At 60.3% G+C, this 25,515-nt stretch carries 29 protein-coding genes; 11 read left to right on the plus strand and 18 right to left on the minus strand.

Going from position 1 to position 25,515, the window contains the following annotated elements; translation table 11 throughout:
• Positions 1 to 112: 112 nt before the first annotated feature.
• Positions 113 to 403 carry a YheV family putative zinc ribbon protein gene (locus CAF74_RS24590; protein ID WP_007953955.1) on the minus strand — a complete coding sequence of 97 codons (291 nt, stop codon included), beginning with the start codon at positions 401 to 403 and terminating at the stop codon, positions 113 to 115.
• On the minus strand, positions 400 to 2,451 hold the full coding sequence (gene prlC / locus CAF74_RS24595) for an oligopeptidase A (protein WP_085748076.1): 2,052 nt from the start codon (positions 2,449 to 2,451) through the stop codon (positions 400 to 402). Before prlC ends, CAF74_RS24590 begins: the two co-directional genes overlap by 4 nt.
• A gap of 89 nt (positions 2,452 to 2,540) precedes the next feature.
• Between prlC and CAF74_RS24600 the strand changes: the two genes are divergently transcribed.
• Together CAF74_RS24600 and CAF74_RS24605 are read left to right on the plus strand one after the other, a co-directional pair.
• The gene (locus CAF74_RS24600; protein ID WP_074689744.1) at positions 2,541 to 3,086 is read left to right on the plus strand and encodes a gamma carbonic anhydrase family protein; all 546 of its coding nucleotides are present in this window, start codon (positions 2,541 to 2,543) and stop codon (positions 3,084 to 3,086) included.
• Positions 3,087 to 3,114: 28 nt separating this feature from the next.
• On the plus strand, positions 3,115 to 3,765 hold the full coding sequence (locus CAF74_RS24605; protein ID WP_085748060.1) for an HAD family hydrolase: 651 nt from the start codon (positions 3,115 to 3,117) through the stop codon (positions 3,763 to 3,765).
• 113 nt (positions 3,766 to 3,878) lie between these two features.
• On the opposite strand, the gene CAF74_RS24610 is transcribed toward CAF74_RS24605, so the two are convergent.
• On the minus strand, positions 3,879 to 4,955 hold the full coding sequence (locus CAF74_RS24610; RefSeq protein WP_085748061.1) for an aminopeptidase: 1,077 nt from the start codon (positions 4,953 to 4,955) through the stop codon (positions 3,879 to 3,881).
• Between the two features lie 58 nt (positions 4,956 to 5,013).
• On the opposite strand from CAF74_RS24610, the gene CAF74_RS24615 reads away from it, so the two are divergent.
• Both CAF74_RS24615 and CAF74_RS24620 read left to right on the plus strand, forming a co-directional pair.
• Positions 5,014 to 5,436 carry a hypothetical protein gene (locus CAF74_RS24615; protein WP_085748062.1) on the plus strand — a complete coding sequence of 141 codons (423 nt, stop codon included), beginning with the start codon at positions 5,014 to 5,016 and terminating at the stop codon, positions 5,434 to 5,436.
• A 40-nt stretch (positions 5,437 to 5,476) separates the two neighbouring features.
• Positions 5,477 to 5,896, plus strand: a complete 420-nt coding sequence (locus CAF74_RS24620; RefSeq protein WP_085748063.1) for a hypothetical protein — start codon at positions 5,477 to 5,479, stop codon at positions 5,894 to 5,896.
• Positions 5,897 to 5,902: 6 nt separating this feature from the next.
• Here CAF74_RS24620 and CAF74_RS24625 read toward each other — a convergent pair whose 3' ends face one another.
• Together CAF74_RS24625 and CAF74_RS24630 are read right to left on the minus strand one after the other, a co-directional pair.
• Positions 5,903 to 6,142, minus strand: a complete 240-nt coding sequence (locus CAF74_RS24625) for a DUF1161 domain-containing protein (RefSeq protein WP_007953935.1) — start codon at positions 6,140 to 6,142, stop codon at positions 5,903 to 5,905.
• A gap of 103 nt (positions 6,143 to 6,245) precedes the next feature.
• Entirely contained in the window at positions 6,246 to 6,677 is a 432-nt protein-coding gene (locus tag CAF74_RS24630) for an OsmC family protein (protein WP_085748064.1), read from the minus strand.
• A 243-nt stretch (positions 6,678 to 6,920) separates the two neighbouring features.
• On the opposite strand from CAF74_RS24630, the gene CAF74_RS24635 reads away from it, so the two are divergent.
• The gene (locus CAF74_RS24635) at positions 6,921 to 7,922 is read left to right on the plus strand and encodes an LLM class flavin-dependent oxidoreductase (RefSeq protein WP_039764807.1); all 1,002 of its coding nucleotides are present in this window, start codon (positions 6,921 to 6,923) and stop codon (positions 7,920 to 7,922) included.
• A gap of 62 nt (positions 7,923 to 7,984) precedes the next feature.
• Here the strand turns inward: CAF74_RS24635 and CAF74_RS24640 are convergent, their stop codons facing one another.
• Positions 7,985 to 8,209 (minus strand): DUF1161 domain-containing protein, encoded by a 225-nt coding sequence (locus CAF74_RS24640; RefSeq protein ID WP_085748065.1) that lies wholly within the window; start codon positions 8,207 to 8,209, stop codon positions 7,985 to 7,987.
• Positions 8,210 to 8,337: 128 nt separating this feature from the next.
• Entirely contained in the window at positions 8,338 to 8,553 is a 216-nt protein-coding gene (locus CAF74_RS24645; protein ID WP_007953919.1) for a dodecin, read from the minus strand.
• Between the two features lie 156 nt (positions 8,554 to 8,709).
• On the opposite strand from CAF74_RS24645, the gene CAF74_RS24650 reads away from it, so the two are divergent.
• Positions 8,710 to 9,036, plus strand: a complete 327-nt coding sequence (locus CAF74_RS24650) for a YqjD family protein (RefSeq protein ID WP_011331820.1) — start codon at positions 8,710 to 8,712, stop codon at positions 9,034 to 9,036.
• Here the strand turns inward: CAF74_RS24650 and CAF74_RS24655 are convergent.
• Positions 9,009 to 9,926, minus strand: coding sequence for a LysR family transcriptional regulator (locus CAF74_RS24655; protein ID WP_085748066.1), 918 nt, complete (start codon positions 9,924 to 9,926; stop codon positions 9,009 to 9,011). The genes CAF74_RS24650 and CAF74_RS24655 overlap by 28 nt on opposite strands.
• Before the next feature lie 112 nt (positions 9,927 to 10,038).
• Between CAF74_RS24655 and trpB the strand changes: the two genes are divergently transcribed.
• The 3 genes from trpB (at position 10,039) to CAF74_RS24670 (ending at position 12,664) form a co-directional block, all read left to right on the plus strand.
• Positions 10,039 to 11,286, plus strand: coding sequence for a tryptophan synthase subunit beta (gene trpB / locus CAF74_RS24660; protein ID WP_085748067.1), 1,248 nt, complete (start codon positions 10,039 to 10,041; stop codon positions 11,284 to 11,286).
• Complete coding sequence (gene trpA / locus CAF74_RS24665) at positions 11,286 to 12,098, plus strand: tryptophan synthase subunit alpha (RefSeq protein WP_007953915.1); 813 nt, start codon at positions 11,286 to 11,288, stop codon at positions 12,096 to 12,098. Before trpB ends, trpA begins: the two co-directional genes overlap by 1 nt.
• A 122-nt stretch (positions 12,099 to 12,220) precedes the next feature.
• On the plus strand, positions 12,221 to 12,664 hold the full coding sequence (locus tag CAF74_RS24670) for an anti-virulence regulator CigR family protein (RefSeq protein WP_085748068.1): 444 nt from the start codon (positions 12,221 to 12,223) through the stop codon (positions 12,662 to 12,664).
• Between the two features lie 69 nt (positions 12,665 to 12,733).
• Here the strand turns inward: CAF74_RS24670 and CAF74_RS24675 are convergent, their stop codons facing one another.
• The 10 genes from CAF74_RS24675 to CAF74_RS24720 all read right to left on the minus strand — a co-directional run bounded on the left by CAF74_RS24675 (position 12,734) and on the right by CAF74_RS24720 (position 22,574).
• Positions 12,734 to 14,695: a DUF4105 domain-containing protein gene (locus CAF74_RS24675; protein ID WP_085748069.1), complete on the minus strand. Its 1,962-nt coding sequence runs from the start codon at positions 14,693 to 14,695 to the stop codon at positions 12,734 to 12,736.
• Positions 14,692 to 15,012 carry a DUF2388 domain-containing protein gene (locus CAF74_RS24680; protein ID WP_039764795.1) on the minus strand — a complete coding sequence of 107 codons (321 nt, stop codon included), beginning with the start codon at positions 15,010 to 15,012 and terminating at the stop codon, positions 14,692 to 14,694. The genes CAF74_RS24675 and CAF74_RS24680 overlap by 4 nt, the downstream gene beginning before the upstream one ends.
• Before the next feature lie 27 nt (positions 15,013 to 15,039).
• On the minus strand, positions 15,040 to 15,348 hold the full coding sequence (locus tag CAF74_RS24685; protein ID WP_085748070.1) for a DUF2388 domain-containing protein: 309 nt from the start codon (positions 15,346 to 15,348) through the stop codon (positions 15,040 to 15,042).
• Between the two features lie 107 nt (positions 15,349 to 15,455).
• On the minus strand, positions 15,456 to 15,773 hold the full coding sequence (locus tag CAF74_RS24690) for a DUF2388 domain-containing protein (RefSeq protein WP_007953908.1): 318 nt from the start codon (positions 15,771 to 15,773) through the stop codon (positions 15,456 to 15,458).
• 330 nt (positions 15,774 to 16,103) lie between these two features.
• Positions 16,104 to 16,319: a DUF1127 domain-containing protein gene (locus CAF74_RS24695; RefSeq protein ID WP_007911656.1), complete on the minus strand. Its 216-nt coding sequence runs from the start codon at positions 16,317 to 16,319 to the stop codon at positions 16,104 to 16,106.
• Between the two features lie 321 nt (positions 16,320 to 16,640).
• Positions 16,641 to 18,134, minus strand: coding sequence for an acetyl-CoA hydrolase/transferase family protein (locus tag CAF74_RS24700; protein ID WP_064592552.1), 1,494 nt, complete (start codon positions 18,132 to 18,134; stop codon positions 16,641 to 16,643).
• A 215-nt stretch (positions 18,135 to 18,349) separates the two neighbouring features.
• Complete coding sequence (locus CAF74_RS24705; protein ID WP_085748071.1) at positions 18,350 to 19,783, minus strand: NAD(P)(+) transhydrogenase (Re/Si-specific) subunit beta; 1,434 nt, start codon at positions 19,781 to 19,783, stop codon at positions 18,350 to 18,352.
• On the minus strand, positions 19,783 to 20,103 hold the full coding sequence (locus CAF74_RS24710; protein ID WP_003220416.1) for an NAD(P) transhydrogenase subunit alpha: 321 nt from the start codon (positions 20,101 to 20,103) through the stop codon (positions 19,783 to 19,785). The genes CAF74_RS24705 and CAF74_RS24710 overlap by 1 nt, the downstream gene beginning before the upstream one ends.
• Positions 20,104 to 20,118: 15 nt before the next feature.
• Positions 20,119 to 21,240 carry a Re/Si-specific NAD(P)(+) transhydrogenase subunit alpha gene (locus CAF74_RS24715; RefSeq protein WP_011331831.1) on the minus strand — a complete coding sequence of 374 codons (1,122 nt, stop codon included), beginning with the start codon at positions 21,238 to 21,240 and terminating at the stop codon, positions 20,119 to 20,121.
• 434 nt (positions 21,241 to 21,674) lie between these two features.
• Positions 21,675 to 22,574, minus strand: a complete 900-nt coding sequence (locus tag CAF74_RS24720; RefSeq protein WP_085748072.1) for a LysR family transcriptional regulator — start codon at positions 22,572 to 22,574, stop codon at positions 21,675 to 21,677.
• A 158-nt stretch (positions 22,575 to 22,732) separates the two neighbouring features.
• Between CAF74_RS24720 and CAF74_RS24725 the strand changes: the two genes are divergently transcribed.
• Together CAF74_RS24725 and CAF74_RS24730 are read left to right on the plus strand one after the other, a co-directional pair.
• A complete protein-coding gene (locus CAF74_RS24725; RefSeq protein ID WP_011331834.1) occupies positions 22,733 to 23,914 on the plus strand; it encodes an acyl-CoA dehydrogenase in 1,182 nt (393 codons plus the stop codon).
• 13 nt (positions 23,915 to 23,927) lie between these two features.
• Positions 23,928 to 25,148, plus strand: coding sequence for a CaiB/BaiF CoA-transferase family protein (locus CAF74_RS24730; RefSeq protein WP_085748073.1), 1,221 nt, complete (start codon positions 23,928 to 23,930; stop codon positions 25,146 to 25,148).
• Positions 25,149 to 25,515 lie beyond the last annotated feature (367 nt).

Genomic DNA, 25,515 nt, shown 5'->3' on the forward strand with positions numbered 1-25,515 from the left:
CAGCTTCCTTCGAGGCGTGGCGCAAAAAAGGCCAGCCTACGAAGCAAGTGCGGGGGAAAGGTGTTAAGCCAATACCACCTTCCACCGACGAATCGGGGAAGGTGATTGAGGATCAGTGCTGCTCGTCGGGCTTTTTCTTCAACTTCGGATTCGGGAAGAACTGCACCGCCTGAACCGTTTTGTCCGGGGCAGGCTTGAGCGCGCTGGTGTTGACCCGCGTGCCCAGCTCTTTCGGCACCGACAGCCCTTGGGCATTCAGCGTATCGCTGTAGCCGCACGCCACACATTCGCGGTGCGGGACATCGTCCTCGCTCCACATCATCAGTTTGTCCGGCTCGCTGCACGCCGGGCAGACCGCCCCGGCGATAAAGCGTTTTTTGGTCTTCACGGGTGCCTCACTCATGCTGCCGCGTCCTCACTCAGGCCGCTGTGGCGCAAGAGTGCGTCAATCGACGGCTCACGGCCACGGAAGTCGACGAACAGCACCATCGGCGCCTGCGAACCACCGCGGGCCAGGATCGCTTCGCGGAAGGCGCGACCGGTGTCGGCATTCAGCACGCCGTCCTCTTCGAACTTCGAGAAGGCATCTGCCGACAGTACTTCCGCCCACTTGTAGCTGTAGTAACCCGCCGCGTAACCGCCGGCGAAGATGTGGGCGAAGCTGTTCGGGAAGCGGTTGTAGGCCGGCGGACGCATCACCGACACCTCGTCACGCACGCCTTCGAGCACCTGCGCGACGCTGCGGCCGTCACCGTGAGTGGCGTGCAGTTCGAAGTCGAACAGCGAGAATTCCAGTTGGCGCACCATCATCAGGCCGGACTGGAAGTTTTTCGCCGCGAGCATTTTTTCCAGCAGATCCTGTGGCAGCGGCTCGCCGGTTTCGTAGTGGCCGGAAATCAGCGCGAGGCCTTCCGGCTCCCAGCACCAGTTCTCCATGAACTGGCTCGGCAGCTCGACTGCGTCCCACGCCACGCCGTTGATGCCGGAAACGCCGGCATGCTCGACGCGGGTCAGCAGGTGATGCAGGCCGTGGCCGAATTCGTGGAACAGGGTGGTCACTTCATCGTGGGTCAGCAGCGCAGGCTTGCCGCTGTCGGCCGGGGTGAAGTTGCACACCAGGTTGGCCACCGGGCTTTGCAGTACACCGTCGAGGGTGCGGCGACGGTCGCGGGCGCCGTCCATCCACGCGCCGCCACGCTTGTTGGCGCGAGCGTAGAGGTCGAAGAAGAAGCGACCGACGTGCTGGCCGTTTTCCTTGATTTCGAACAGGCGAACGTCCGGGTGCCAGGTGTCGAAGCCTTTCAGTTCGGCGATTTCGATGCCGTACAGACGCTGAACGATGGCGAACAGGCCGCCGAGCACTTTGTCGATCGGGAAGTAGGCGCGCAGGGTTTCCTGGGCGACGCTGTAGCGTTGTTCACGGAGTTTTTCACCGTAGAAACCGCTGTCCCAGCTTTGCAGATCGGCGCAGCCTTGCTCGGCGGCGTAAGCCTTGAGCTGTTGCAGATCCTGGGCGGCAAACGGTTTGCTGCGCTTGGCCAGATCGCGCAGGAAGCTCAGCACCTGATCGCTGGACTCGGCCATTTTGGTGGCCAGGCTCAGCTCGGAGAAGCTGGAGAAACCGAGCAGTTTGGCCAGCTCCTGACGCAGGTCGAGGATTTCGCCCATCACCGGGCCGTTGTCGTTCTGGCCGGCGTTCGGGCCTTGATCCGACGCACGGGTGCAGTAGGCGGCGTAGACTTCTTCACGCAGCGCACGGTCCTGGGCGTAGGTCATCACCGCGTAGTAGCTCGGGAATTCCAGGGTGATCAGCCAGCCGTCGAGGCCTTTGGCCTGTGCCGCAGCGGCCATTTGCGCCTTGGCCGAATCGGTCAGGCCGGCGAGGGCGGCTTCGTCGGTCAAGTGCTTGGTCCAGGCCTGAGTGGCGTCGAGCAACTGGTTGGAGAAGCGGCTGCCCAGCTCGGACAGCTTGCTCTGCACTTCGGCATAGCGCTTCTGCTCGGCTTCCGGCAGGTCGATGCCCGACAGACGGAAATCGCGCAGGGCGTGTTCCAGAATGGTTTTTTGCGCCACGTCGAAACCGGCGGCTTCCGGGCTGTTGGCCAGGGCTTCATAAGCCTGGAACAGTTCGCGGTTCTGGCCCATTTCGGTGGAATAGGCGCTCAACGCCGGCAGGCACGACTCGTAGGCTTCACGCAGTTCGGCGCTGTTGCACACGGCATTGAGGTGGCTGACCGGACTCCAGGCTGCGCCCAGGCGATCATTGAGTTCGTCCATCGCCAGCACCAGCCCGGCCCAGGTCGGGTTCTGGCCCTGGGTCTTGAGGACTTCGGCGATGGCGGCGCGGTTGTCGGCCAGGATGGTTTCGATGGCCGGCTGCACGTGTTCGGCACGGATCGCGGAGAACGGCGGCAGGTCGTAGGACTGCAGAAGAGGGTTGTTCACGCTCACGGTTGGCACCTTGGCTGGAAGAAACATGCGCCCATCTTAATTACAATCGACACCCACCGCAGCTATCGGCGACAGAGAGAGAACTAATCGTGTCCCTTCGCAAGTACCAGAATCACACCCCACGCTTGAGCCCAGGCGCTTTTGTCGACGGCTCCGCGGTGGTGATCGGCGACGTCGAAATCGGCGAAGACAGCTCCGTGTGGCCGCTGACCGTGATCCGCGGCGACATGCACCGCATCCGCATCGGCGCGCGCACCAGCGTGCAGGATGGTTGTGTGTTGCACATCACTCACGCTGGCCCGTTCAACCCGGACGGTTTTCCGCTGCTGATTGGCGATGACGTGACCATCGCCCACAAGGTCATGCTGCATGGCTGTACGGTCGGCAGCCGCGTACTTATCGGCATGGGCAGCATCGTCATGGACGGCGCGGTGGTCGAGGACGATGTGATCATCGGCGCCGGCAGTCTCGTGCCACCGGGCAAACGCCTGGAAAGCGGTTTCCTGTACGTGGGCAGTCCGGTGAAACAGGTCCGTCCGCTGACCGACAAGGAAAACGCCTTTTTCACCTACAGCGCGGCGAACTACGTGAAGCTCAAGGACCTGCATCTGGCCGAAGGCTACGACCAGCTCTGATTTTTCTCTCTATTGCCCGGGATTTTTCATGCATTACCAGACCGTACTGTTCGACCTCGATGGCACCCTTACCGATCCGCGTGAGGGCATCACCCGTTCCATTCAGTTCGCCTTGAGCAAGCTCGGCATCGATGAGCCGGACCTGACCAAGCTGGAACACTTCATCGGCCCGCCGCTGTTGCAGGCGTTCATGCAGTTTTATAGTTTTGATGAAGCGAAAGCCTGGGAGGCGGTGAATTTCTATCGCGAGCGCTTCAAGGTCACCGGCCTGTACGAGAATCGGGTGTTCGAGGGCGTCACGCCGTTGCTGGAAACCCTGAGCGGCCAGGGCCGTCAGCTGTATATCGCGACGTCGAAGCCGTGGGTGTTCGCCCGGGAAATCGCCCGGCACTTTGATTTCGCCAGACACTTCAAGGTGATCTACGGCAGCGAACTGGACGGCACCCGTACCAACAAGGTCGAGCTGATTGCGCACCTGATGGCCGAGGAAGGGCTGGATCCGGCCAATACGCTGATGATCGGTGACCGCAAGCACGACCTGATCGGTGCTCGCAGCAACGGGCTGGATGCGGCGGCTGTTGGTTATGGGTTTGGCAGTTTTGAAGAGTTGAATGCCGAGGCGCCGGCTTATCACTTCGAGACTTTGGATCAGTTGCATCAGGCATTTTTGCGGCGCTGATGAATCAGCCATCGCGAGCAGGCTCGCTCCCACAGTGACCGCGTTTCAGTACCGGAACTCGGTTTCCTGTGGGAGCGAGCCTGCTCGCGATGGGCCTGAAAGCCGCTGTAGGTTTATGAGCCTGCCAGCACTTTCAAAGCCGACTTACGCTCAACGACCGGCAAGCCACCCAACTTTTCGACCTCTGCGTAAAACCTGACCCAATCCCCACCAACCTGCCTGAACAACGCCGCAAACGCCGGTACCCACTGGTCATACAGCCCGAACGGCAATAGCCGTGCGTTGTTCAACGGCGCATTGACCCAGGCGTCATAGCGTTTGTCGCCGGCCCACTGGTCATCGCGCATCGCTCGGTAATCCTGTCGAAACCGTTCGAACTCTGCCGCCTTGCGCTCGCGCATCTGCGCTGTCGCCAATGGTTGTGCATAGAGTTTTTCGAGGCGTGAACGGGTATCGAGGATCAGCTGAATGAATTGATCCCGCTGCTTCAGTTTCGAGTCGTTTTCCGGGGGCAAGCCACGAAACGCTCGCCACTGCCGCGTACCTTCCTGCTCGACGAAGGTCGCGAAGGACTCGTTGAACTCGGTGTCATCCTTCACATAGAAACGTTGGTGGGCCAGTTCATGGAAGATCAGCGTCGCCAGACGCTCGTCGCCCCAGCCCATCATCGAATTGAGGATCGGATCGTTGAACCAGCCGAGGGTCGAGTAGGCCTCGACGCCGCCGATCGACACGTCCATGCCTTGCAGGCGCTGAATCGCTGCTTCGCCCCGCGCCGCGCTCTGGCTGTAATAGCCGCGGTAGGCCACGCAACCGGCAATCGGGAAGCAATGGTTCTGCGGGCTCAGGGAAAACTCCGGGGTGGCGAACACATTCCACACGACAAACGGCCGACCGATGTCGGCGTAGAGGCGATAGCTTTGGTTGTCCGGCAGGTGCAGGTGTTCACTGGCGAAGGCCCGGGCTTTTTGTGACTGGGCGAGATGAGTGCGCAGTTTGGCATCGCGAGTCGGGTCGGCGATCACCTTGGCCACCGGCTCCCGCGCCCGCAAAAGCTGCAGCTGACCGCTGGCCAGCTGGCTGTAATAGCTCAGGCTTGAGCAACCGCTGAGCAACAAAATCATCACACCCGGAAACAAAACCCGCAAAACGCGATCAAGTAACCCATGGCTTGGAAGCGGCCTGATCAAAATAAGAAATCCCCCCGGAAAGTCTGCCCAAGACTATCCCGCCCATTGGAGCTCCGCTATGCGCATGTTGATACTGACAGGAAGCGTGCTGACGCTGGCCGGTTGTGCCGGATTCGGAATGCCGTCCCCTGACCCCTCGCAAGCCTGGATCGATCTGGATGCCCGGCAACAGGACACGGCGTTGCAGGCGCTGGAGGTCGACAATAAGGCCTCCGTCGATCATCGTTACTTCGAAGTGCAGCCCGGCAGTCATGAGCTGACGGTGCGTTATCAATTCCCGGTCGAAGCGACCAACATCGGCCCGGATGCCGAGCCGCTGTGGCGCGATTGTCAGTTGAACGTGAAATTCAAGGATTTCAACGCTGGCCAGCGTTATCAGTTGCAGGCGGGAAGCATCGGTTTCCGCCCGTGGGCCAAGCTCTATGACCAACAACGCAACGTGGTGGGCCAAGGCACGCCGGCGGGCTGCCAGCGAACCTGATCGGCGTTATGCTGGATGTCCGAACTCACGGACATCCATCATGCGCACGTTGATGCTGTTGTTGGCCGCAGGCTTGCTCGCCGGGTGCCAGACACCGTTGCCCCCCGTCGACCCGAACATGGCCTGGGTCGAATTCTCCACGCCAACCCCCGGCGGGAAACTGCTGATGGCCGAGCGTCTCGACAACAGGCGGCTGACTGACGGGCGTTTCTTTCAGGTAACGCCCGGCAGCCACGAGCTACGGGTGCGCTTCGACTTTGAAGTGTTCGGCGGAGGCGGCAGCCTGATGACCGGCCCCGTTGAGCGGCTGTGCTATCTGACCATCCGCTACGATCATTTCGAGGCGGGCCAGCGTTACTTGCTCGAAGGCCGTTCGCTGGCGTTTACCCCGAGTGCCCGCCTGTACAACGACGAGCGGGAAATCGTCGCCGAGGACCGCGAAGTCAACTGCATCATCTGAGGCGTATCAGCGGTCGTTCTTCTGATAGATGATGGCTTTGGTGCCGTTGTCGCAGGTGCCGACGATCATGGCGATGTCGTGTTTTTCAGCCTCTTCCTTGGAGACTATCTCCAGGGTGTAGGAGGGCACGGCGTTCGCCTGAATCTTGATTTCGATCTCTTGCTTGAGTTCTTCGCAGTCTTTGGGCGCTGCGAAGGCCGACGTTGCCAGCACGCCACAGATAACCGCCAAGGCAAAACGTTTCATGGTTGAAGCTCCATCGAAGCAGCGCGCACGAAGATGCGCGAAAGCTGCTGTCATTTATTCGACCACATTTTTGCCTGGCGGGTTCTGATTAGGCTCAAAGCAGTCAACTGACCAGCGATGCGTCGAGACTGATCTTCGCATTCAGCACCTTGGACACCGGGCAACCTTCCTTGGCCTTGTTGCTCAGCTCTTCGAACTGCGCCTGGGTCGCTCCCGGAATTTTTGCCTTGAGGATCAGTTTCACTGTGGTGATTGCAAAGCCGCCGTCCACCTGATCCAGCGTGACCTCGGCCTGGGTGTCGATGCTGTCGGCCTTGAGCCCGGCGTCACCGAGAATCATTGAGAACGCCATGGAGAAACAGCCCGCATGGGCGGCGCCGATCAGTTCTTCCGGATTGGTGCCCTTGCCGCCTTCGAAGCGGGCCTTGAAGCCGTAGGGCGCTTCGCGCAGGACGCCGGTTTCGGTGGAAATCGAGCCGATGCCGGTTTTCAGGTCACCTTCCCAATGCGCGGATGCCTTCTTCACGATAGCCATGTGTGCCTCCTTCAAATCGGGCGCGAAATGCCGCGCCGTCGTGGTTTTTGCCTGCAAGGCTTCTGAGGATAGACGTCGGAACAAAGTTCAGCTCATGTGAATCGTTGACTTTTTTAGTAGGAAATTTCAGATCGGCTATTGAAACTCGGGTATATGCCCTCATTGCACAGAACACGCTTATGAATTGGGCAGGTTTGCGTTCGCCAAGAACACACCTGCGCCCTCAATCGGAGATGCAGGTTTATGAAGCAACTGTCCGACGTAAAATTTTCCACCCTCGATCTGGTGCCGGTGCGCGAGAACGGCAGCCCGGCGCAGTCGCTGCGCAACTCGCTGGATCTGGCGCAGCACGTCGAGAAGTTCGGCTACACCCGGTTCTGGGTTGCCGAGCACCACAACATGGACGGCATCGCCAGTTCCGCCACCTCGGTGTTGCTGGGTTATCTGGCCGGCGGCACGTCGACCATCCGGGTCGGCTCCGGCGGCGTGATGCTGCCCAACCACGCACCATTGGTGATCGCCGAGCAGTTCGGCACCCTCGAAAGCCTGTATCCGGGACGTATCGACCTCGGTCTGGGGCGTGCGCCGGGTTCCGACCAGATGACCGCCCGCGCCTTGCGCCGTGAGCGCTCCGGCAGTGCCGATGATTTCCCGGAAGACGTGGCTGAGCTGGCGCGCTTTCTTGGTCCGCGCACGCCGGATCAGCGGGTGATCGCGATGCCGGGCACTGGCACCAACGTGCCGATCTGGCTGCTCGGTTCCAGTCTGTTCAGTGCACAACTGGCCGGCGAGCGCGGTTTGCCCTACGCCTTCGCCTCGCATTTCGCACCGCGCTTCATGCACGAGGCGATTCGCGTCTACCGCAATCACTTCAAGCCATCGGCTGTACTCGACAAACCGTACGTGATGCTCGGCGTGCCGCTGGTGGCGGCCGATACCGATGAACAGGCTGATTACCTGGCGACCTCGGTGTACCAGCGAATTCTCGCGCTGATGCGTGGGCAAAGTCTGGTGCAGCGTCCGCCGGTGAAAACCATGGACGGCCTGTGGCTGCCCCACGAGCGTGAGGCGGTGGGGGATTTCCTCGGTCTGGCGATGGTCGGCAGTCCGCAGAAAATTCGCGCGAAACTCGAAGTGCTGATCGAACAGACCCAAGCTGACGAACTGATCTTCACCTGCGACCTGTACGAACACGCCGATCGCCTGCATTCCTACGAGCTGCTGGCGCAGGTCATGAAGGGCTGAGCCCGATCGCCGCGCGCAAAAAAAGCCGACGCATAGCGTCGGCTTTTGTTTTTCCGGCGTGATCAGCCGCGGGTGTAGACGATCTCTTTGGCGCCGCCTTCGCAGGTGCCGACGACTTTGCCGCCACTGGCCGCACCCTTGTCGACAATCTCCAGCGAATACCCGGAAACGCCCTTGGCATCCAGCTTGGCCGCAATCTCGGCCTTCAGTTCTTCACAAGGCTTGCCGGCAGCAAACGCACCACCCGCAAGGCTCAACAAACCTACCGCCAACATGAACTTCTTCATCGGTCGCACTCCCTGGTCGGATTAAAAAAGGCAGGCATCGAGCCGTTCGCTCGATGCACTCACCTCGTAGCGCATTGCCATTCCTATGGCACTCGGCCAGCGCGCAAGTTCAGAAGCGTAGACCAAACTCAGCTGCTGGCAATCCGGAACCCGACTTTCAGGGTCACTTGAAAGTGCGCCGCCTTGCCGTCCTTGATGTGGCCACGGGTTTCGGTCACTTCGAACCATTCCAGATGCTTGATGCTCTTGTTGGCCTCGGCCAACGCATTGTTGATGGCGTCTTCAATGCTGCTGGTGGACGAACCGACCAGCTCGACTTTCTTGTAGGTGTGATGGTCACTCATGGTGTTCTCCTTGAAGTGTGCAATTGAGCCTAGCAGCGATTTGCCGTGTTGATTTCGGCGATCCGGGCGAGAGGAAGTTCAGATTTTCTGCACTTTCCAGAACCCGTGAAGTCCCAAACAACACACGCCACTCATCACCAATGCAGGAGAGCCACCATGGCCAACACCTCGTTACGCAAAGCCTCGTTGCAAAGCATGGAAGCGGAGATCGAGAGTCTGCTCAAGTCGTTGGAAAGCCTGAAGGACGACGCTTCTGACGAGTCGCGCAAGACCCTCAAGGCGCTGAAAAGCAATGCCGAAAGTGCGCTGAAACATTCGCGCAGCCTGCTCAGCGATGCCTACGAAGAAGTCAAAGTCAAAACCCGCGAGACCGGTATCGCCACCCGCGATTACGCGCAGGAACACCCGTGGACGACTGCCGGTGTGGCGGTCGGTGCGCTGGGTCTGCTGGCCGCTTACTTGCTGTTCAAGCGCGGCGAGTGATCTGCCTGGCGCAGCTCGTTCCTGAGCCACTGCGCCAATTGCCGGGCGCGCCCGTCTGCGGCGCGCTTGGGTAGCCACAACGCCAGTTGCGCCGGGGTTTCACTGAAGCCCCATGGCGCGACCAGGCGTCCGGCCTTCAAGTCTTCGGTCACCAGCGGTTCCGGCGCGATCGCCACGCCCAACCCGGCGACGGCCGCTTCCAGCAAGTAATACAAGTGCTCGAAACCTTGCCCCAGTTTCAACGCCTTGGCGTCGAGGCCGCTTTGCTGCGCCCAGCTTGGCCAGGCTTGCGGGCGAGAAGTCGTGTGCAGCAAGGGTTCGTCGAGCAGGGCGATGGGCGGTGCCGATTGCAGCCGCTGGTAGCCGCTGAACAGCGGACTCATGACCGGGCCGATTCGCTCGCTGGCCAGCTCGTACACCTGCATGTCCGCCGGCCATGGCGGTTCGGCGAACAGCAGCAATGCATCCAGTCCCGGGCGACGCGGGTCGAGATCGCCTTCACCGGCGGACAGGTGCAGACGCAAGTCCGGCAGATCGGCATTCAGCCTTCCCAGTCGGGGAATGAACCAGCGCGCCAGCAAGCTACCGGAGCAACCGAGTACGAACGGCGCATCGGCGGTGCTTTGGGTCAGTTCGGCGCAAACGCTGCGCAAGCGGTCGAACGCCTCGCCGCTGGCATCGCGCAGACGGATGCCGGCATCTGTGAGTTTCAGGCCACGACCGTCCTTGACGAAAAGACTGACGCCGAGATGCTCTTCCAGCACCTTGAGCTGGCGGCTGACCGCACCGTGAGTCACGTGCAGTTGCTCCGCAGCCTGGCTGACACTGTTCAGGCGGGCGGTGGCTTCGAAGGCGCGCAGGGCGTTCAGCGGGGGGAGGTCATGGCTCATGATATCTGTGAGTTTTCCTGACAGGTTGTGGCGATCTTATCGGTTTTCAGTCTGGAAGGTCAGGGGTAGAGTGAACGCCATTGTCTTCTCGTGAAATCCGCTGGAGCGAACCATGACCCAGACTTCGAACACCTCCGATCTGCGTAACGGCCCTGACGCCAACGGCCTGTTTGGCTCGTTCGGCGGCCGTTACGTCGCCGAAACCCTGATGCCGTTGATCCTCGACCTGGCTCGTGAATACGAAGCGGCCAAGGAAGATCCGGCGTTCAAAGAAGAATTGGCCTACTTCCAGCGCGACTACGTCGGACGTCCGAGCCCGCTGTATTTCGCCGAGCGCCTGACCGAGTTCTGCGGTGGCGCCAAGATCTACCTCAAGCGCGAAGAGCTGAACCACACCGGCGCGCACAAGATCAACAACTGCATCGGCCAGATCCTGCTGGCGCGGCGCATGGGCAAGAAACGCATCATCGCCGAGACCGGCGCCGGCATGCACGGCGTGGCTACCGCCACCGTGGCTGCGCGTTTCGGTCTGGACTGCGTGATCTACATGGGCACCACCGACATCGAGCGTCAGCAGGCGAACGTATTCCGCATGAAGCTGCTGGGCGCCGAGGTGATCCCGGTGGTCGCCGGCACCGGCACCCTGAAAGACGCGATGAACGAAGCGCTGCGTGACTGGGTGACCAACGTCGACAGCACCTTTTACCTGATCGGCACCGTGGCCGGCCCGCACCCTTATCCAGCCATGGTTCGCGACTTCCAGGCGGTGATCGGCAAGGAAACCCGCGATCAGTTGCAAGCTCAGGAAGGTCGTCTGCCGGACAGCCTGGTGGCGTGCATCGGTGGCGGTTCCAACGCCATGGGCCTGTTCCACCCGTTCCTCGATGACAAGAGCGTCGAGATCATCGGCGTCGAAGCCGCCGGTTACGGCATCGAGACCGGCAAACACGCGGCCAGCCTCAACGGCGGCGTACCGGGTGTGCTGCACGGCAACCGTACCTTCCTGCTGCAGGACGACGATGGCCAGATCATCGACGCCCACTCGATTTCCGCCGGCCTCGACTATCCGGGCATCGGCCCTGAGCACGCGTGGTTGCATGACATCGGCCGCGTCCAGTACACCTCGGTGACCGACGACGAAGCCCTTGATGCGTTCCACAAATGCTGCCGCCTCGAGGGGATCATCCCTGCATTGGAAAGCGCTCATGCGTTGGCCGAAGTATTCAAACGCGCACCGAAACTGCCGAAGGATCACCTGATGGTGGTCAACCTGTCCGGCCGCGGCGACAAAGACATGCAGACCGTCATGCACCACATGGAACACTCTCAACAAGAGCAATCGAAGCAGGAGAAACACTGATGAGCCGCCTGCAAACCCGTTTTGCCGAACTCAAGGAACAGAATCGCGCCGCCCTGGTGACCTTCGTCACTGCTGGCGACCCGGACTACGACACCTCGCTGGCAATCCTCAAAGGCCTGCCGAAAGCCGGTGCCGACGTGATCGAACTGGGCATGCCGTTCACCGACCCGATGGCCGACGGCCCGGCGATTCAGCTGGCGAACATCCGTGCTTTGGGCGCCAAGCAGAACCTGATCAAAACCCTGCAAATGGTTCGCGAGTTCCGCAAGGACAACAGCGACACGCCGCTGGTGCTGATGGGTTACTTCAACCCGATCCACAAGTTCGGCGTCGAGCGCTTCATCGCCGAAGCCAAAGAGGCCGGCGTTGATGGCCTGATCGTGGTCGACATGCCACCGGAGCACAACTCGGAGCTGTGCGACCCGGCCCAGGCAGCGGGCATCGACTTCATCCGCCTGACCACCCCGACCACCGATGATGCGCGTCTGCCGAAAGTGTTGAACGGCAGCTCCGGCTTCGTTTACTACGTGTCGGTTGCCGGTGTGACCGGTGCCGGTGCGGCGACTCTGGAACACGTCGAGGAAGCGGTGGCGCGTCTGCGTCGTCATACCGATCTGCCGATCAGCATCGGTTTCGGTATCCGCACGCCGGAGCAGGCCGCGTCCATCGCGCGTCTGGCCGATGGTGTGGTGGTGGGCTCGGCGCTGATCGATCACATCGCCAACGCGACCACGCCGGACCAGGCCATCGACGGCGTGCTGAGCCTGTGTTCGGCGCTGTCCGAAGGCGTGCGTAAGGCTCGCGTCAGCTGAAGGTAAAGTTCCTGATACAGAGGAATTAGGGCCTCGCGGCACAGACTAATTGAGCAAGACCGAGGGATTCAGAACCACGTTCTGAATCCCTTTTTGCTGTCAGTGCAGTGAGGAAAGACCCGATGAAAATGCCGAAACGTCTGATTGCCAGTCTGGGCGTGCTGATGATCAGCGCGACGCCGCTGCTGGCCAGCGCCGATCCGCGCGACGATCACGACCACGGCGGCCCGCAGCAGGGCCACTACGACAATCGCGGTGGTGATCACCATGATTGGCAAAACAACCATCGCGGCGGCCCGCCGCCTCGGGATTTCGGCCCGGTGCGTCAGGTGATCCGTGACAATCATGGCTATTTCGTTCGCGGTGCGCCGCCGCCTCCAGGCATTCATCTGGTCCGTGGCCGACCGCTGCCCCATGGCTATTACGGCGAGCGGCTGGATAACCGGGCGTTGAGTCGTCTGCCGTATTACCCGGGTTATGAATGGCGTCGTGCTGGCGGTGACATCGTGCTGATTGCGGTGGGCAGCGGGGTCGTTTACGAAGTACTGGATGGCGTTCTGTACTGATCGTCAGGCAATAAAAAAGACCGCAGCCTTTACCGGCTGCGGTCTTTTGTTTTCAGGGCCTTTGTTTTTTCAGGGCAGTTCCAGTCCGCCCGAGGCTTTGTGCAGTTTGCGCAGATGCTCGCCGATCTGTTTCACGTTGGCCTCGCTGGCCGCAATTTCGGCTGCTCGTTTGGGCTCGAGCAATGCGCGTACTTCCTTATCGAGATCGCCGGTCAGGGCCAGCAATTGTTTCTGGCGCTGGCTGCTTTCTGCTTCCAGTCGGCTGAATTCGCTTGGTTGCGGCAGGCCATAACCTCGGGAGTCGAGCAATTCTGCCGGCCGGCTGAGGAAGCCGCTGTTGGCGAGGATCTGCTGCAACGTCGCGTTGGCCTTGTCCATGCCACCGTTTTCCAGCTCACGGGCGCCGAGGTAGCGTTGCTTGACCTCATCCTGAGCGAGCAACAGTTGGCGGCGGAAACTGGCTTGCTCCAGCAATAACAGCGCGGCGCTGGTGCGCAGGTCAGCCCGTTCGAACCATGGGCGACGCTCTTCGGCAGACAGCGAAAGCCATTCTTCAACGGTTGTCTGCTTGATCGGCAATTGCTTCTTCAACACATCGAACATCGCCTGATAACGATCACGGAACGAGTCGAAGCGATAACCCAGGCGCAACGCCTCTTTCGGATCATCGAGCACGCTGGTGTCGGCCAGGCCTCGCCCCTTGAGCACCTCCAGCAAGCCGTTGGGCATGATGCTGTCGAGACCGGTGAGCTTGGCGTTGTTGCTGCCGCTGCGCAACAGTTTCAGGCCTTCCACCGCACAGTTGTTGGAGAGGAAGAAGTAATTGCCGTCGTAGCTCCAGTGCATTTCGGCGGCGTGTTCGACTACGCCCTCGATTTCGCTGCGCGAGAGATTAAGCGGGACCGAAGCGAGGCTGCGCAGTTCGGTCTTGGTGTATTCGTCAATCACCTGCGCCAGCGGCAGTACGAACAGGCGCGACGGGTACTTGCCGACCAGCCCGTCCCAGCTCGACAACTGCACGTCGCCGACGAAGGCGCGGTATGACAGCACCAGATGCTGGTCCAGATCCAGTCGGCAGTCAGGCCCGCGTGGCCGCCCCGGTGCACAGATCACCAGACGCAACATGCTGTGACCCCAGCGGCTGACCCAGTTCTGGTTGGCTTCGGCCAGCAAATAATCCACCGCGTACACCCGCTCCGGATCGACCTGGCCCAGGGGCTGTTTGGCAAAGTCGTTGCCGGCATTGAGGAAAGCGAAGGTTTTGGCGCACTCATCTTTCGCGGGCGGTGCCCAGCCGAAGTGTTCCTGGTAATAGCGATACAGCGCCGGGCGGCGGCAGGCATAGCTCGGGTCGAGGAGGAAATACTCCATGTTGACCGCGACAAACTCTTTCGGGCTGGAGATTTCGTAGAGGTCGGGGCTGCGGGCGATCTGCCGGTTGTGCTGTTCCCGCTCACCCCGTCGCCCGACGTATTGCTGCCAGCCGGCGAGGTCGAGCAGGCGTGGATCATCGCTGAGGGTGAAGCGCCGACCGTTCTGGCCGCGGCACTCATCGGGAATGCCGATCAGCCCGGCGCTGTTGTTGCGTCGGGTACAGCGCTGGATCAGCGTGCGTTCGGCCGCCGGCCACAAGCGCGCGCGATCGTAAATGTGGGTGATTTCGTGCAGCACCGTGGCCAGCAGTTCCCGGCGAACGGTGCCGTGGGGGCGATTGGTTTTTTGCGTGGCCGCGCTGCCGTCGGTGAGGCTGGCGAGCAGTTTGCGGTTCAGGTCCAGCTCGGAGACGAGTGTCGCCTGGCCGTAGGCGTTGCCGGGCATGTCATCGGTCCAGCCGACATCGATGCGCCGGTCCAGGCGTTCGATGAAGCTCGGTGGCAATGCTTGCATGGCTTCATCGAGCAGCGCCTGGCTGGACTGTTGTTGGGCGGGGCTCAGGCCGTCGGTCTTGAGCCGCAATTGCAGGCCGGCGTGGGCGCTGTTGCCAAGCAGCAACAACGCCCCGGCCAGCAGCCAGGCGCCGAGTGACTTCACAGTGCGAGGATGGCTTCGGCGAGTACCTGATCGCTGGCATCGCGGGCTTCCGGCACGCGGGTGCGCAAGGTCTTGAAGGCCGCTTCCAGGTTTGCACCACGGATATCACCGTCGCTGGCCACGAAACTGGCGGCGTCGTCGTGGGCTTCGCGGATGATTTTCGAATCGCGAATCGACGTAGTGGTGTCGGAGGTGAAATCGATGGTGCGCTGGGAGGCGCGGACGATGATGTTACTGGTGGCTACCAGGGTGTGTGCCTGGGCCATATCGGCCAACAACAGCAGGCCAAGGGCGGCAGCAATCAGCGGGCTACGCATGGAACGACTCCGAAAAGACAGGGATGACTATTGGACGAGAATTGCCTGTGCCAGTTCAAGGTCGCTGACATGAAGTTTTGGCCGGCTCTTGCGCAGGTAATGCAGGGCGGATTCGAGCTGTGCACCGCGCATCTGGCCGTCACTGGCAACGAACGCTGCAGCATCGTCGTGCGCGGCGATGATCAGTTTACGGTCGAATGGCGCGGAAGACACCATGCCGGTGGCCCAGACGCTGACCACGGTGTTCTGTGTGGACACATCGAAAGCGTCTGCCAGAGGAACCCAGCAGGCGGTGATTAGTACAGAAGGGATAAGCAGATTTGTAAGAAAACGCATGGGACTCGGCAGCTGTTGGCGAGTCCCAAGGCTAACGCAATGCCCGGACTAGAGCCAGTGCCGAAACATCGGGACACGACCGGCGTGCCCCGCGATGTTTCTGTCGCTTAGATCGTCAGGATGGCTTGGGCCAACTGTGCGTCGGTCGCGTTCAGTTGCGGAGCCTGATGACGGATGTGATCGAGTGCGCTCTCCAGTTTCACGCCACGGATCTCGCCTTCGCTGGCCACGAAGCTGGCAGCGTCGTCACGGGCGGCGAGCACGATCTTGTCGTCACGGAAGGACGAGGTGACGTCGGAGGTGGCATCGGAAGAGGACTTGAGTGCGCCAACCACGGCGTCGGTGGTCACGATGAAGCTGGTGGCGCTGGCGTTGGCAGCGACGGCCAGCAGTGCGGCGGCGCTGAGCAGACGAAGACGGGACATGGGAGAACTCCTGTGGATAAACCGTATTGAGAGGTGGCTCGGTGTCTGAAGGTCAGACGCCAGTCGCACAGCATTCGCCACGTTCTGCATGGATATTAGGCCTCCGTGGAGAATCCGCACAGTGGTCAGGATGCTGGCCTGAACACATTTTGCTTAACTGTACTTGTCATTAATCTATTTTTATAAAACTGTACCTATGCGGTGTTTCGGGTTGGATATTCAGGTTTTTCTCCCCTGAAACGACAAGACCCGTCGCGGTTTCCCGCGACGGGTCTTGTGTGTTCAATTCGGGTTGCTGGCGGTGGGTCTGACCAGAGCCAGCGACGCTGCTTAGCGCCAGAACGGCTTGCTCAGCTCTTCGTAGCGTTGTGCTTCGCTAATCCCGGCGTCAGCCAGCAGACGCGAATCCAGACGAGCCAGTTGATGGCGGCTGGAGATGCGGCGCTGCCACAGCATCAGGTTGGCGATAACGCGCAGAGGCAGGGAAGCCTGGGTGTTTACAGCTTTGTCTTCGAAGAACAGTTCGGAACTGAGTGTACGTTCCATGGTTGACATCCTTCCGCTTGTGGCGGGATTAGGTAGTGGTTTAACTGGTGCCCATGATCCTCTCGTTTGGCCAGACTCTCTAGATACAGTTCACCTGTATTGTGAGTGACCAGTTAACTGTTTATAGGGGGTGTACGGGTCAAAATTGCGCAAACTGTACCTGTCTGCGCTTATTTGGTGCATTTTTACCCAATTCGATGATTCGAGTAGGCAAAAGCCGTAGGAAAAGACCGGTACAGCAGTACAGTTTTTGACGGCTGCGGTGGATTTCAGAATCCCGCTGGCGAAACTGTGTTTGCGCCAGCGGAAAATCTGTGCGGATTACACCGCCAGCATGCGTCCGGTTTCTTCCAGATTGATGTGCCAGCTCAGGGCGTCACGCAGGATATGCGGGGTGTGGCCGCCAATGGCGCAGGCTTTGTCGAAGTAGTCGTTCAGCGCCTGGCGGAAATCCGGGTGCACACAGTTATCGATGATGACCCGGGCGCGTTCCCGTGGCGCCAGGCCGCGCAGGTCTGCCAGGCCCACCTCGGTCACCAGGATGTCGACGTCATGCTCGGTATGGTCGACGTGGCTGACCATTGGTACCACGCTGGAAATCGCGCCGCCCTTGGCGATCGACTTGGTCACGAACACCGCCAGGTGTGCGTTGCGCGCGAAGTCGCCCGAGCCGCCGATGCCGTTCATCATCCGCGTGCCGCAGACGTGGGTGGAGTTGACGTTGCCATAGATGTCGAACTCAAGGGCCGTGTTGATGCCGATGATGCCCAGACGCCGCACCACTTCCGGGTGGTTGGAGATTTCCTGCGGGCGCAACACCAGCTTGTCTTTGTACTTCTCCAGATTGCCGAACACGTCGCTGTTGCGCCGCTCCGACAGGGTGATCGAGCTGCCCGAGGCGAAGCTCAGCTTGCCCGCATCAATCAGGTCGAAGGTGGAGTCCTGCAGCACTTCGGAGTACATGGTCAGGTCTTCGAACGGCGAATCGATCAGCCCGCACATCACCGCGTTGGCAATGTTGCCGATCCCGGCCTGCAGCGGTCCGAGCTTGTTGGTCATGCGCCCGGCATCGACTTCCTGCTTGAGGAAGGTGATCAGGTGATCGGCGATGGCTTTGGTATCGACATCCGGCGACGACACGGTGGACGGCGAGTCCGACTGCTGGGTGATGACGATGGCGACAATCTTCTCCGGCGGGATCGGGATCGCGGTGCTGCCGATGCGGTCGTCGACCTTTACCAGCGGAATCGGCGTGCGGGTCGGGCGATAGGTCGGGATATAGATGTCGTGCAGACCTTCGAGGTTGGCGTTGTGTGCCAGATTGATCTCGACGATCACGTGTTTGGCGAAGATCGCGAAGCTCGCCGAGTTACCCACCGAAGTGGTCGGCACGATGTGGCCCTGTTCGGTGATGGCCACGGCTTCGATCACGGCGATGTCCGGCAGCTTCAGTTGCTGGTTGCGCAATTGCTCGACAGTTTCCGACAGGTGCTGGTCGATGAACATCACTTCGCCGGCGTTGATTGCCTTGCGCAACGTGCTGTCGACCTGAAACGGCATGCGCCGCGACAGCACGCCAGCCTCGGTCAGTTGCTTGTCGAGGTCGTTGCCCAGGCTGGCGCCGGTCATCAGGCTGATCTTCAGCGGCGTGACCTTGGCTCGCTCGGCCAGCGCATGGGGCACGGCCTTGGCTTCGCCGGCGCGGGTGAAGCCGCTCATGCCGACGGTCATGCCGTCCTCAATCAGCGCAGCGGCGTCGGCGGCGCTCATCACTTTATCCAACAACGAAGGCAGGCGAATACGGTCACGGTACATGGATTATTTTCTCGGGCAGCGAGTAGCAGGATGCGCAGTCTAGTGAATTTCGCGAGCGCCTGTCCCGCTACCAAGGTCGCAAACGAGGCGTCTATTTAGCGGGTTTCAAGTAAAACACCGTTACTGGATCTGCAACAACGCGGCAAATTGTCCGACGTTTTGCGTAAACAAAAACGCCCCGACAAGTCGGGGCGTCCGGTGAAGCAGCGAGCGAGTTATTCGACCGCTTTGACCATGTCTTCGATGACTTTTTTCGCGTCGCCGAAGACCATCATGGTCTTGTCCAGGTAGAACAGTTCGTTGTCCAGACCGGCATAGCCGCTGGCCATCGAGCGCTTGTTGACGATGATGGTCTTGGCCTTGAACGCTTCGAGGATCGGCATGCCGGCAATCGGCGATTTCGGATCGTTCTTGGCGGCCGGGTTGACCACGTCGTTGGCGCCGAGCACCAGCACCACGTCGGCCTGGCCGAACTCGGAGTTGATGTCTTCCATCTCGAACACTTGGTCGTACGGCACTTCGGCCTCGGCCAGCAGTACGTTCATGTGGCCAGGCATCCGACCGGCCACCGGGTGGATCGCATACTTCACGGTCACGCCATGGTGGGTCAGCTTCTCGGTCAGCTCTTTCAAGGCGTGCTGTGCGCGAGCCACCGCCAAGCCGTAACCCGGAACAATGATCACGGTGTCGGCGTTGGTCAGCAGGAAAGTCGCGTCGTCAGCCGAACCGGATTTCACCGGACGGGCTTCCTTCTCACCGGCAGGACCGGCATCTGCTGTATTGCCGAAACCGCCGAGCAGTACATTAAAGAAGGAACGGTTCATCGCCTTGCACATGATGTACGAGAGGATCGCACCGCTCGAACCCACCAGCGAGCCGGCAATGATCAGCATCGAGTTGTTCAGCGAGAAGCCGATACCTGCCGCCGCCCAGCCGGAATAGCTGTTGAGCATCGACACCACCACCGGCATGTCGGCGCCGCCGATCGGGATGATGATCAGCACGCCCATGACGAACGCCAGGGCCAGCATCAGTGCGAACGCGGCGAGGTTGCCGGTCAGCATGAAGGTGACGCCGAGGATCAGCGTTGCCAGACCCAGTACCGCGTTCAGCTTGTGCTGACCGCTGAACTGTACCGGTGCACCCTGGAACAGACGGAACTTGTACTTGCCCGACAGCTTGCCGAACGCAATCACCGAACCGGAGAAGGTGATTGCACCGATGGCTGCGCCGAGGAACAGCTCCAGACGGTTACCCGCCGGGATCGAGTCGCCCAGTTGCTTGACGATGCCCAGCGACTGCGGCTCGACCACCGCAGCAATGGCGATGAACACCGCTGCCAGGCCGATCATGCTGTGCATGAACGCAACCAGTTCCGGCATCTTGGTCATTTCAACGCGCTTGGCCATGATCGAACCGGCAGTGCCGCCGATCAGCAGGCCGACGATCACATAACCGATGCCAGCAGTCGCTAGCTCGGCGCCCACCTTATAGATGAGGCCGACAGTGGTGATGATTGCCAGTGCCATGCCGAGCATGCCGAACAGGTTGCCGCGGCGCGACGTGGTCGGGTGCGACAGGCCCTTGAGGGCCTGGATGAAGCAGATCGACGCGATCAGGTAGAGCGTCGTGACGAGGTTCATGCTCATTACTTAGGCGCCTCTTCTTTTGCTTTCGGGGCTTTCTTCTTGAACATCTCAAGCATGCGGCGGGTGACCAGGAAGCCACCGAAGACGTTGACCGCAGCCAGTGCCACGGCGAGGGTGCCCATGGTCTTGCCCAGCGGGGTGACGGTCAGTGCGGCCGCGAGCATGGCGCCGACGATCACGATCGCCGAAATGGCGTTGGTCACTGCCATCAAAGGCGTGTGCAGCGCGGGTGTAACGTTCCAGACCACGTGGTAACCGACATAAATCGCCAGCACGAAGATGATCAGGTTGTAGATACCGGGGGAGATAAGCTCTTCCATCGTCTGAATCCCTGCTTAGGCGTTTTTGCGGATGACTTGGCCGTCGCGGCACATCAGGCACGCGGCGACGATGTCGTCTTCGAGGTTCACTTCGAACTGGCCTTCTTTGGTGAAGACCAGCTTCAGGAAGTCCAGCAGGTTGCGTGCGTACAGCGCCGAGGCGTCTGCGGCGACTTCACCGGCAAGGTTGGTCGGGCCGACGATGGTCACGCCGTTCTCGATCACGACCTGATCGGCCACGGTCAGCGGGCAGTTGCCACCCTGAGCGGCCGCGAGGTCGATGACCACCGAGCCGGGTTTCATCTGCGCCACGGTGTCTGCGCTCAGCAGCGTCGGTGCCTTGCGGCCCGGAATCAGTGCGGTGGTGATGACGATGTCAGCCTGCTTGGCGCGCTCGTGCACGGCCTGGGCCTGACGCTGCATCCAGCTCGCCGGCATCGGGCGTGCGTAACCGCCGACGCCGACCGCGCATTCGCGTTCTTCATCGGTCTCGTAAGGCACGTCGACGAACTTGGCGCCGAGGGACTCGATCTGTTCCTTCACGGCCGGACGTACGTCGGACGCTTCGATGACGGCACCCAGACGTTTCGCCGTGGCAATCGCCTGCAACCCGGCCACACCGGCCCCCAGAATCAGCACGCGCGCAGCTTTCACGGTGCCCGCAGCGGTCATCAGCATCGGCATGAAGCGCGGATAGTAGTGAGCGGCCAGCAGCACCGCCTTATAGCCGGCAATATTCGCCTGGGACGACAGCACGTCGAGACTCTGGGCCCGGGAGGTACGTGGTGCCGCTTCCAGGGCGAACGCGGTAATCCCGCACTCGGCCATCTTCGCGATGGTGTCGTTGTTGAACGGGTTGAGCATGCCCACCAGCACCGTTCCGCGCTTGATCAGCGTCAGTTCGGCATCGCTTGGCGCGACCACTTTGAGAATCAGCTCGGCGCCAAACGCGTCATTGGCACTGCCAATGGTTGCGCCTGCCGCTTCATAGGCACTGTCGACAACGCTGGCTTTAACGCCGGCGCCGGTTTGCACAGTGACCTTATGACCTTGGCTGATCAGCTTTTTAATGGTTTCCGGGGTTGCAGCAACCCGTGTTTCACCGGTCTGGGTTTCGAGAGGAACACCAATGTGCACGTCAAATCTCCTGCGTGATCTTATTGAGTAAACCCATGCACTACGGATGGTGCGACTGGGGCGGCCGATCAGCACGATCCCGCCAAATCAGGGCGGGGCGCGGCATTTTGCAGGCGAAGTTTATGCCCTTCAAGGGATTATGACGGGTGACGGAAAATTAACTACAAGTCATCCCGTGACCGAATGTCGCAGATGGCCAGTTGAATCCCTTGCAGGCCGTGCCTTTCAAGGATTCTGGATGAATTTGAAGATTTTTCTCATCGGTGACGTGAATAGGCCGCAATGAGTCGTGAATGGGGGCTCAAAGCCACGTCGTCAGGCGCTTGTGGGACGTCTGTACGACTTTCGGATACAGTCTGTCGATTTGCGACAAATAGTTATATCTGTAGGGCTTTGGTTTTCCTGACTACGGGGTTAGTAATCGCTGAAGCCCTTTAGCCTTCTAGGTTGTAGCTGTGTGCCTGGTTCACCAGCCAGTCGCGAAAAGCCTTGAGTGACGCGGATTCGACCTTTCGCTCCGGAATCATCAGGTAATACGCCTTGATGCTGGAGAGCGCGTTCGGGTTGGCAATCACCAAGCGTTTCTCGGCCAGTTCGCGCTGAATGAGGAATGGTGGGATCAGCGCGATGCCCATGTCGTGCATGGCGGCCTGGGCCAGCATGGAGAATAGCTCGTAGCGCGGACCTGTCATGTCGCGGGGGATGTTCAGGTGTTGCGAGTTGAACCACTGTCGCCAGGCGTAGGGGCGGGTGGTTTGCTGGAGCAGCGGCAGATCGGCGATTTCATCGGGTGTCAGATGCGTCTTGTTGCCGAGCAGGACGGGACTGCATACCGGCATCGGATTCTCGCCCGTCAGCCTGTGGGATTCGGTACCGGACCAGTCGGCATCGCCAAAGTAGATGGCGGCATCGAATTCGGTGTCGGCAAACAGGAACGGGCGGGTGCGGTTGGTCAGGTTGACCGTCACTTCCGGATGTTTGAGCTGGAAGTCCTTCAGCCTTGGCAACAGCCATTGCGTGCCGAAGGTGGGCACCACGGCGAGCTCAATCACATTGGTGCCTTGCTGACCCATCACCGACAGGGTGTCGCGCTCAACGGCGTCGAGTTGGGTGGCGACCCGACGACTGTAGGAAAGGCCCGCTTCTGTCAGCTTCACCCCGCGACGCGAGCGTCGGAAGAGTTCGACGCTGAGGAAGTCCTCCAGGCTGGCGATCTGTCGGCAAATGGCGCCCTGGGTGAGGGAAAGTTCTTCAGCGGCCTTGGTAAAGCTCTCGTGACGGGCAGCAGCCTCGAAGCTGATCAGGGCGGTGGTGCTGGGTATCTTGCGGCGCATGTACGTCAACCTCACTAATACATCGCTTAATCGGCATCTCGCGACGTTTCGGAGTGAGAAATTAGCACAACAGGATGCGAAATCCTCGTTTGCCGGGATGGGGAAGCGCGCCTAGGATCAATGCCACGTTAATTCACCCGATTTGCGAGGACTCACTCATGGGCGGTAAAGCTAGCTTCAACTGGATCGATCCACTGCTGCTGGATCAACAGCTGACTGAAGAAGAACGCATGATCCGCGACACTGCCGAGCAATTCGCCCAGCAGAGCCTCGCGCCGCGCGTGCTCGAAGCCTTCCGCCATGAAAAGACTGACCCGGCGATCTTCCGTGAAATGGGTGAGGTCGGCCTGTTGGGCGCGACCATCCCCGAGCAGTACGGTGGCAGCGGCCTCAACTACGTCAGCTATGGCCTGATCGCTCGTGAAGTCGAGCGTGTCGACTCTGGCTACCGTTCGATGATGAGCGTGCAGTCGTCGCTGGTGATGGTTCCGATCAACGAATTCGGTACCGAAGCACAGAAGCAGAAGTATCTGCCGAAGCTGGCTTCCGGCGAGTGGATCGGCTGCTTCGGTCTGACCGAGCCGAACCACGGTTCCGATCCGGGCGCGATGATTACACGTGCACGTAAAGTCGACGGCGGCTACAGCCTGACTGGTGCCAAGATGTGGATCACCAACAGCCCGATCGCCGATGTGTTCGTGGTCTGGGCCAAGGACGATGCTGGCGATATTCGCGGTTTCGTTCTGGAGAAGGGCTGGAAAGGCCTGAGCGCTCCGGCGATTCACGGCAAGGTCGGCCTGCGGGCTTCGATCACCGGCGAAATTGTCATGGACAATGTGTTCGTGCCGGAAGAGAACATCTTCCCGGATGTGCGTGGACTGAAAGGTCCGTTCACCTGCCTCAACTCCGCACGTTATGGCATCTCTTGGGGCGCGTTGGGTGCTGCCGAGTTCTGCTGGCACACCGCTCGCCAGTACACCCTGGATCGTCAACAGTTCGGTCGTCCGCTGGCCGCCACTCAGTTGATCCAGAAGAAGCTGGCTGACATGCAGACCGAGATCACTTTGGCACTGCAAGGCTGTCTGCGTCTGGGCCGCATGAAGGATGAAGGCACTGCTGCGGTTGAAATCACTTCGATCATGAAGCGCAACTCTTGCGGCAAGTCTCTCGAGATCGCCCGCATGGCGCGTGACATGTTGGGCGGCAACGGGATATCCGATGAATTCGGCGTGGCCCGTCACCTGGTCAACCTGGAAGTGGTGAATACCTATGAAGGCACTCACGACGTTCACGCGCTGATCCTCGGTCGTGCGCAGACCGGCCTGCAGGCGTTCTATTAATAGGAGAGCGACCATGGGCGCGCTGTCGCATCTGCGGGTACTGGATTTATCGCGAGTGCTGGCCGGCCCATGGGCCGGGCAAATTCTTGCTGACCTTGGGGCGGAAGTGATCAAGGTCGAGCGCCCGGGGAATGGTGACGACACTCGCGCCTGGGGGCCGCCCTTCCTGAAGGACGCTTATGGCGAGAACACTAGCGAGGCGGCTTATTACCTGTCGGCCAATCGCAACAAGCAATCGGTGACGATCGACTTTACGCGTCCCGAGGGCCAGAAGCTCGTTCGGGAGCTGGCAGCCAAGTCCGACATCCTGATCGAAAACTTCAAGGTGGGTGGTCTGGCGGCGTATGGCTTGGATTACGAGTCGCTGAAGGCGATCAATCCGGATCTGATCTATTGCTCGATCACCGGTTTTGGTCAGACCGGACCGTATGCCAAGCGTGCGGGTTATGACTTCATGATCCAGGGGCTTGGCGGGCTGATGAGTCTGACCGGGCGACCTGAGGGTGATGAAGGTGCCGGGCCGGTGAAGGTGGGTGTGGCGCTTACGGATATCCTGACGGGGTTGTATTCGACCGTGGCGATTCTGGCGGCATTGGCTCACCGTGATCACGATGGCGGCGGGCAGCATATCGATATGGCGTTGCTGGATGTGCAGGTGGCTTGTCTGGCTAACCAGGCGATGAATTACCTGACGACGGGCAATGCGCCAAAGCGGCTAGGGAATGCGCACCCGAATATCGTGCCGTACCAGGATTTTCCTACGGCCGATGGCGACTTCATTCTTACCGTGGGCAATGACGGGCAGTTCCGCAAATTTGCCGAAGTGGCGGGGCAGCCCCAGTGGGCGGACGATCCGCGTTTCGCGACTAATAAGCTGCGGGTGGCGAACCGTGCGGTGCTGATTCCGCTGATTCGTCAGGCTACTGTATTCAAGACAACTGCAGAGTGGGTGGCTCAGTTGGAGCAGGCAGGTGTGCCGTGTGGGCCGATCAATGATCTGTCACAGGTATTCGAGGATCCGCAGGTGAAGTCTCGCGGGTTGGCGATTGAGCTGCCTCACGCGCTGGCGGGGATGGTGCCGCAGGTGGCCAGCCCGATCCGGTTGTCGTGGACGCCTGTCGAGTATCGCCTTGCGCCTCCTTTGTTGGGCGAACACACCTTGGACGTTTTGCAGCGGGTGCTGGGTCTTGGGGCTGGAGCAGTGGCTGCGATGAAAGAGGATGGAGTGCTCTGATGGTTCTCTCTCTATATAGAAGGGGTGCTGAATCCTTTTCTATATAGAGGGAATTGGATGTTTTTTGGCCTATCCGCAAGTTATTGAAAGAAAAGCGAAATTAAGGGTTGACGGCAGATCCTGAGTCTCTATAATTCGCCCCACTTCCGGCGCAGACGAAACGGAAAACTCCTTGAGATTCAATGAGTTAGGTAGGTTTCGAAGGCGGGTCGCTTCAGTTCATCGAAGCCTGGAAGGAGTTGGAAATGTCGACTTGTTCGGCGCTTTTAACGGTTCGATCTTCTCGGTCGAAAGCGGAGAAAAAGAGGTGTTGACAGCAGCGTGTAACGCTGTAGAATTCGCCTCCCGCTAACGAGAGATCGGAAGC

The sequence above is a fragment of the Pseudomonas sp. R45(2017) genome, from assembly GCF_002112305.1.
Taxonomy (GTDB): domain Bacteria; phylum Pseudomonadota; class Gammaproteobacteria; order Pseudomonadales; family Pseudomonadaceae; genus Aquipseudomonas; species Aquipseudomonas paraglycinae.

Excerpts from the sequence above, each read along its gene's own strand:
- CAF74_RS24590 (WP_007953955.1), bottom strand. The coding sequence starts at position 403 with ATGAGTGAGGCACCCGTGAAGACCAAAAAACGCTTTATCGCCGGGGCG.
- CAF74_RS24605 (WP_085748060.1), top strand. The coding sequence starts at position 3,115 with ATGCATTACCAGACCGTACTGTTCGACCTCGATGGCACCCTTACCGAT.
- CAF74_RS24615 (WP_085748062.1), top strand. The coding sequence starts at position 5,014 with ATGCGCATGTTGATACTGACAGGAAGCGTGCTGACGCTGGCCGGTTGT.
- CAF74_RS24620 (WP_085748063.1), top strand. The coding sequence starts at position 5,477 with ATGCGCACGTTGATGCTGTTGTTGGCCGCAGGCTTGCTCGCCGGGTGC.
- CAF74_RS24625 (WP_007953935.1), bottom strand. The coding sequence starts at position 6,142 with ATGAAACGTTTTGCCTTGGCGGTTATCTGTGGCGTGCTGGCAACGTCG.
- CAF74_RS24630 (WP_085748064.1), bottom strand. The coding sequence starts at position 6,677 with ATGGCTATCGTGAAGAAGGCATCCGCGCATTGGGAAGGTGACCTGAAA.
- CAF74_RS24635 (WP_039764807.1), top strand. The coding sequence starts at position 6,921 with ATGAAGCAACTGTCCGACGTAAAATTTTCCACCCTCGATCTGGTGCCG.
- CAF74_RS24640 (WP_085748065.1), bottom strand. The coding sequence starts at position 8,209 with ATGAAGAAGTTCATGTTGGCGGTAGGTTTGTTGAGCCTTGCGGGTGGT.
- CAF74_RS24645 (WP_007953919.1), bottom strand. The coding sequence starts at position 8,553 with ATGAGTGACCATCACACCTACAAGAAAGTCGAGCTGGTCGGTTCGTCC.
- CAF74_RS24650 (WP_011331820.1), top strand. The coding sequence starts at position 8,710 with ATGGCCAACACCTCGTTACGCAAAGCCTCGTTGCAAAGCATGGAAGCG.
- CAF74_RS24655 (WP_085748066.1), bottom strand. The coding sequence starts at position 9,926 with ATGAGCCATGACCTCCCCCCGCTGAACGCCCTGCGCGCCTTCGAAGCC.
- trpB (WP_085748067.1), top strand. The coding sequence starts at position 10,039 with ATGACCCAGACTTCGAACACCTCCGATCTGCGTAACGGCCCTGACGCC.
- trpA (WP_007953915.1), top strand. The coding sequence starts at position 11,286 with ATGAGCCGCCTGCAAACCCGTTTTGCCGAACTCAAGGAACAGAATCGC.
- CAF74_RS24670 (WP_085748068.1), top strand. The coding sequence starts at position 12,221 with ATGAAAATGCCGAAACGTCTGATTGCCAGTCTGGGCGTGCTGATGATC.
- CAF74_RS24680 (WP_039764795.1), bottom strand. The coding sequence starts at position 15,012 with ATGCGTAGCCCGCTGATTGCTGCCGCCCTTGGCCTGCTGTTGTTGGCC.
- CAF74_RS24685 (WP_085748070.1), bottom strand. The coding sequence starts at position 15,348 with ATGCGTTTTCTTACAAATCTGCTTATCCCTTCTGTACTAATCACCGCC.
- CAF74_RS24690 (WP_007953908.1), bottom strand. The coding sequence starts at position 15,773 with ATGTCCCGTCTTCGTCTGCTCAGCGCCGCCGCACTGCTGGCCGTCGCT.
- CAF74_RS24695 (WP_007911656.1), bottom strand. The coding sequence starts at position 16,319 with ATGGAACGTACACTCAGTTCCGAACTGTTCTTCGAAGACAAAGCTGTA.
- CAF74_RS24700 (WP_064592552.1), bottom strand. The coding sequence starts at position 18,134 with ATGTACCGTGACCGTATTCGCCTGCCTTCGTTGTTGGATAAAGTGATG.
- CAF74_RS24705 (WP_085748071.1), bottom strand. The coding sequence starts at position 19,783 with ATGAGCATGAACCTCGTCACGACGCTCTACCTGATCGCGTCGATCTGC.
- CAF74_RS24710 (WP_003220416.1), bottom strand. The coding sequence starts at position 20,103 with ATGGAAGAGCTTATCTCCCCCGGTATCTACAACCTGATCATCTTCGTG.
- CAF74_RS24720 (WP_085748072.1), bottom strand. The coding sequence starts at position 22,574 with ATGCGCCGCAAGATACCCAGCACCACCGCCCTGATCAGCTTCGAGGCT.
- CAF74_RS24725 (WP_011331834.1), top strand. The coding sequence starts at position 22,733 with ATGGGCGGTAAAGCTAGCTTCAACTGGATCGATCCACTGCTGCTGGAT.
- CAF74_RS24730 (WP_085748073.1), top strand. The coding sequence starts at position 23,928 with ATGGGCGCGCTGTCGCATCTGCGGGTACTGGATTTATCGCGAGTGCTG.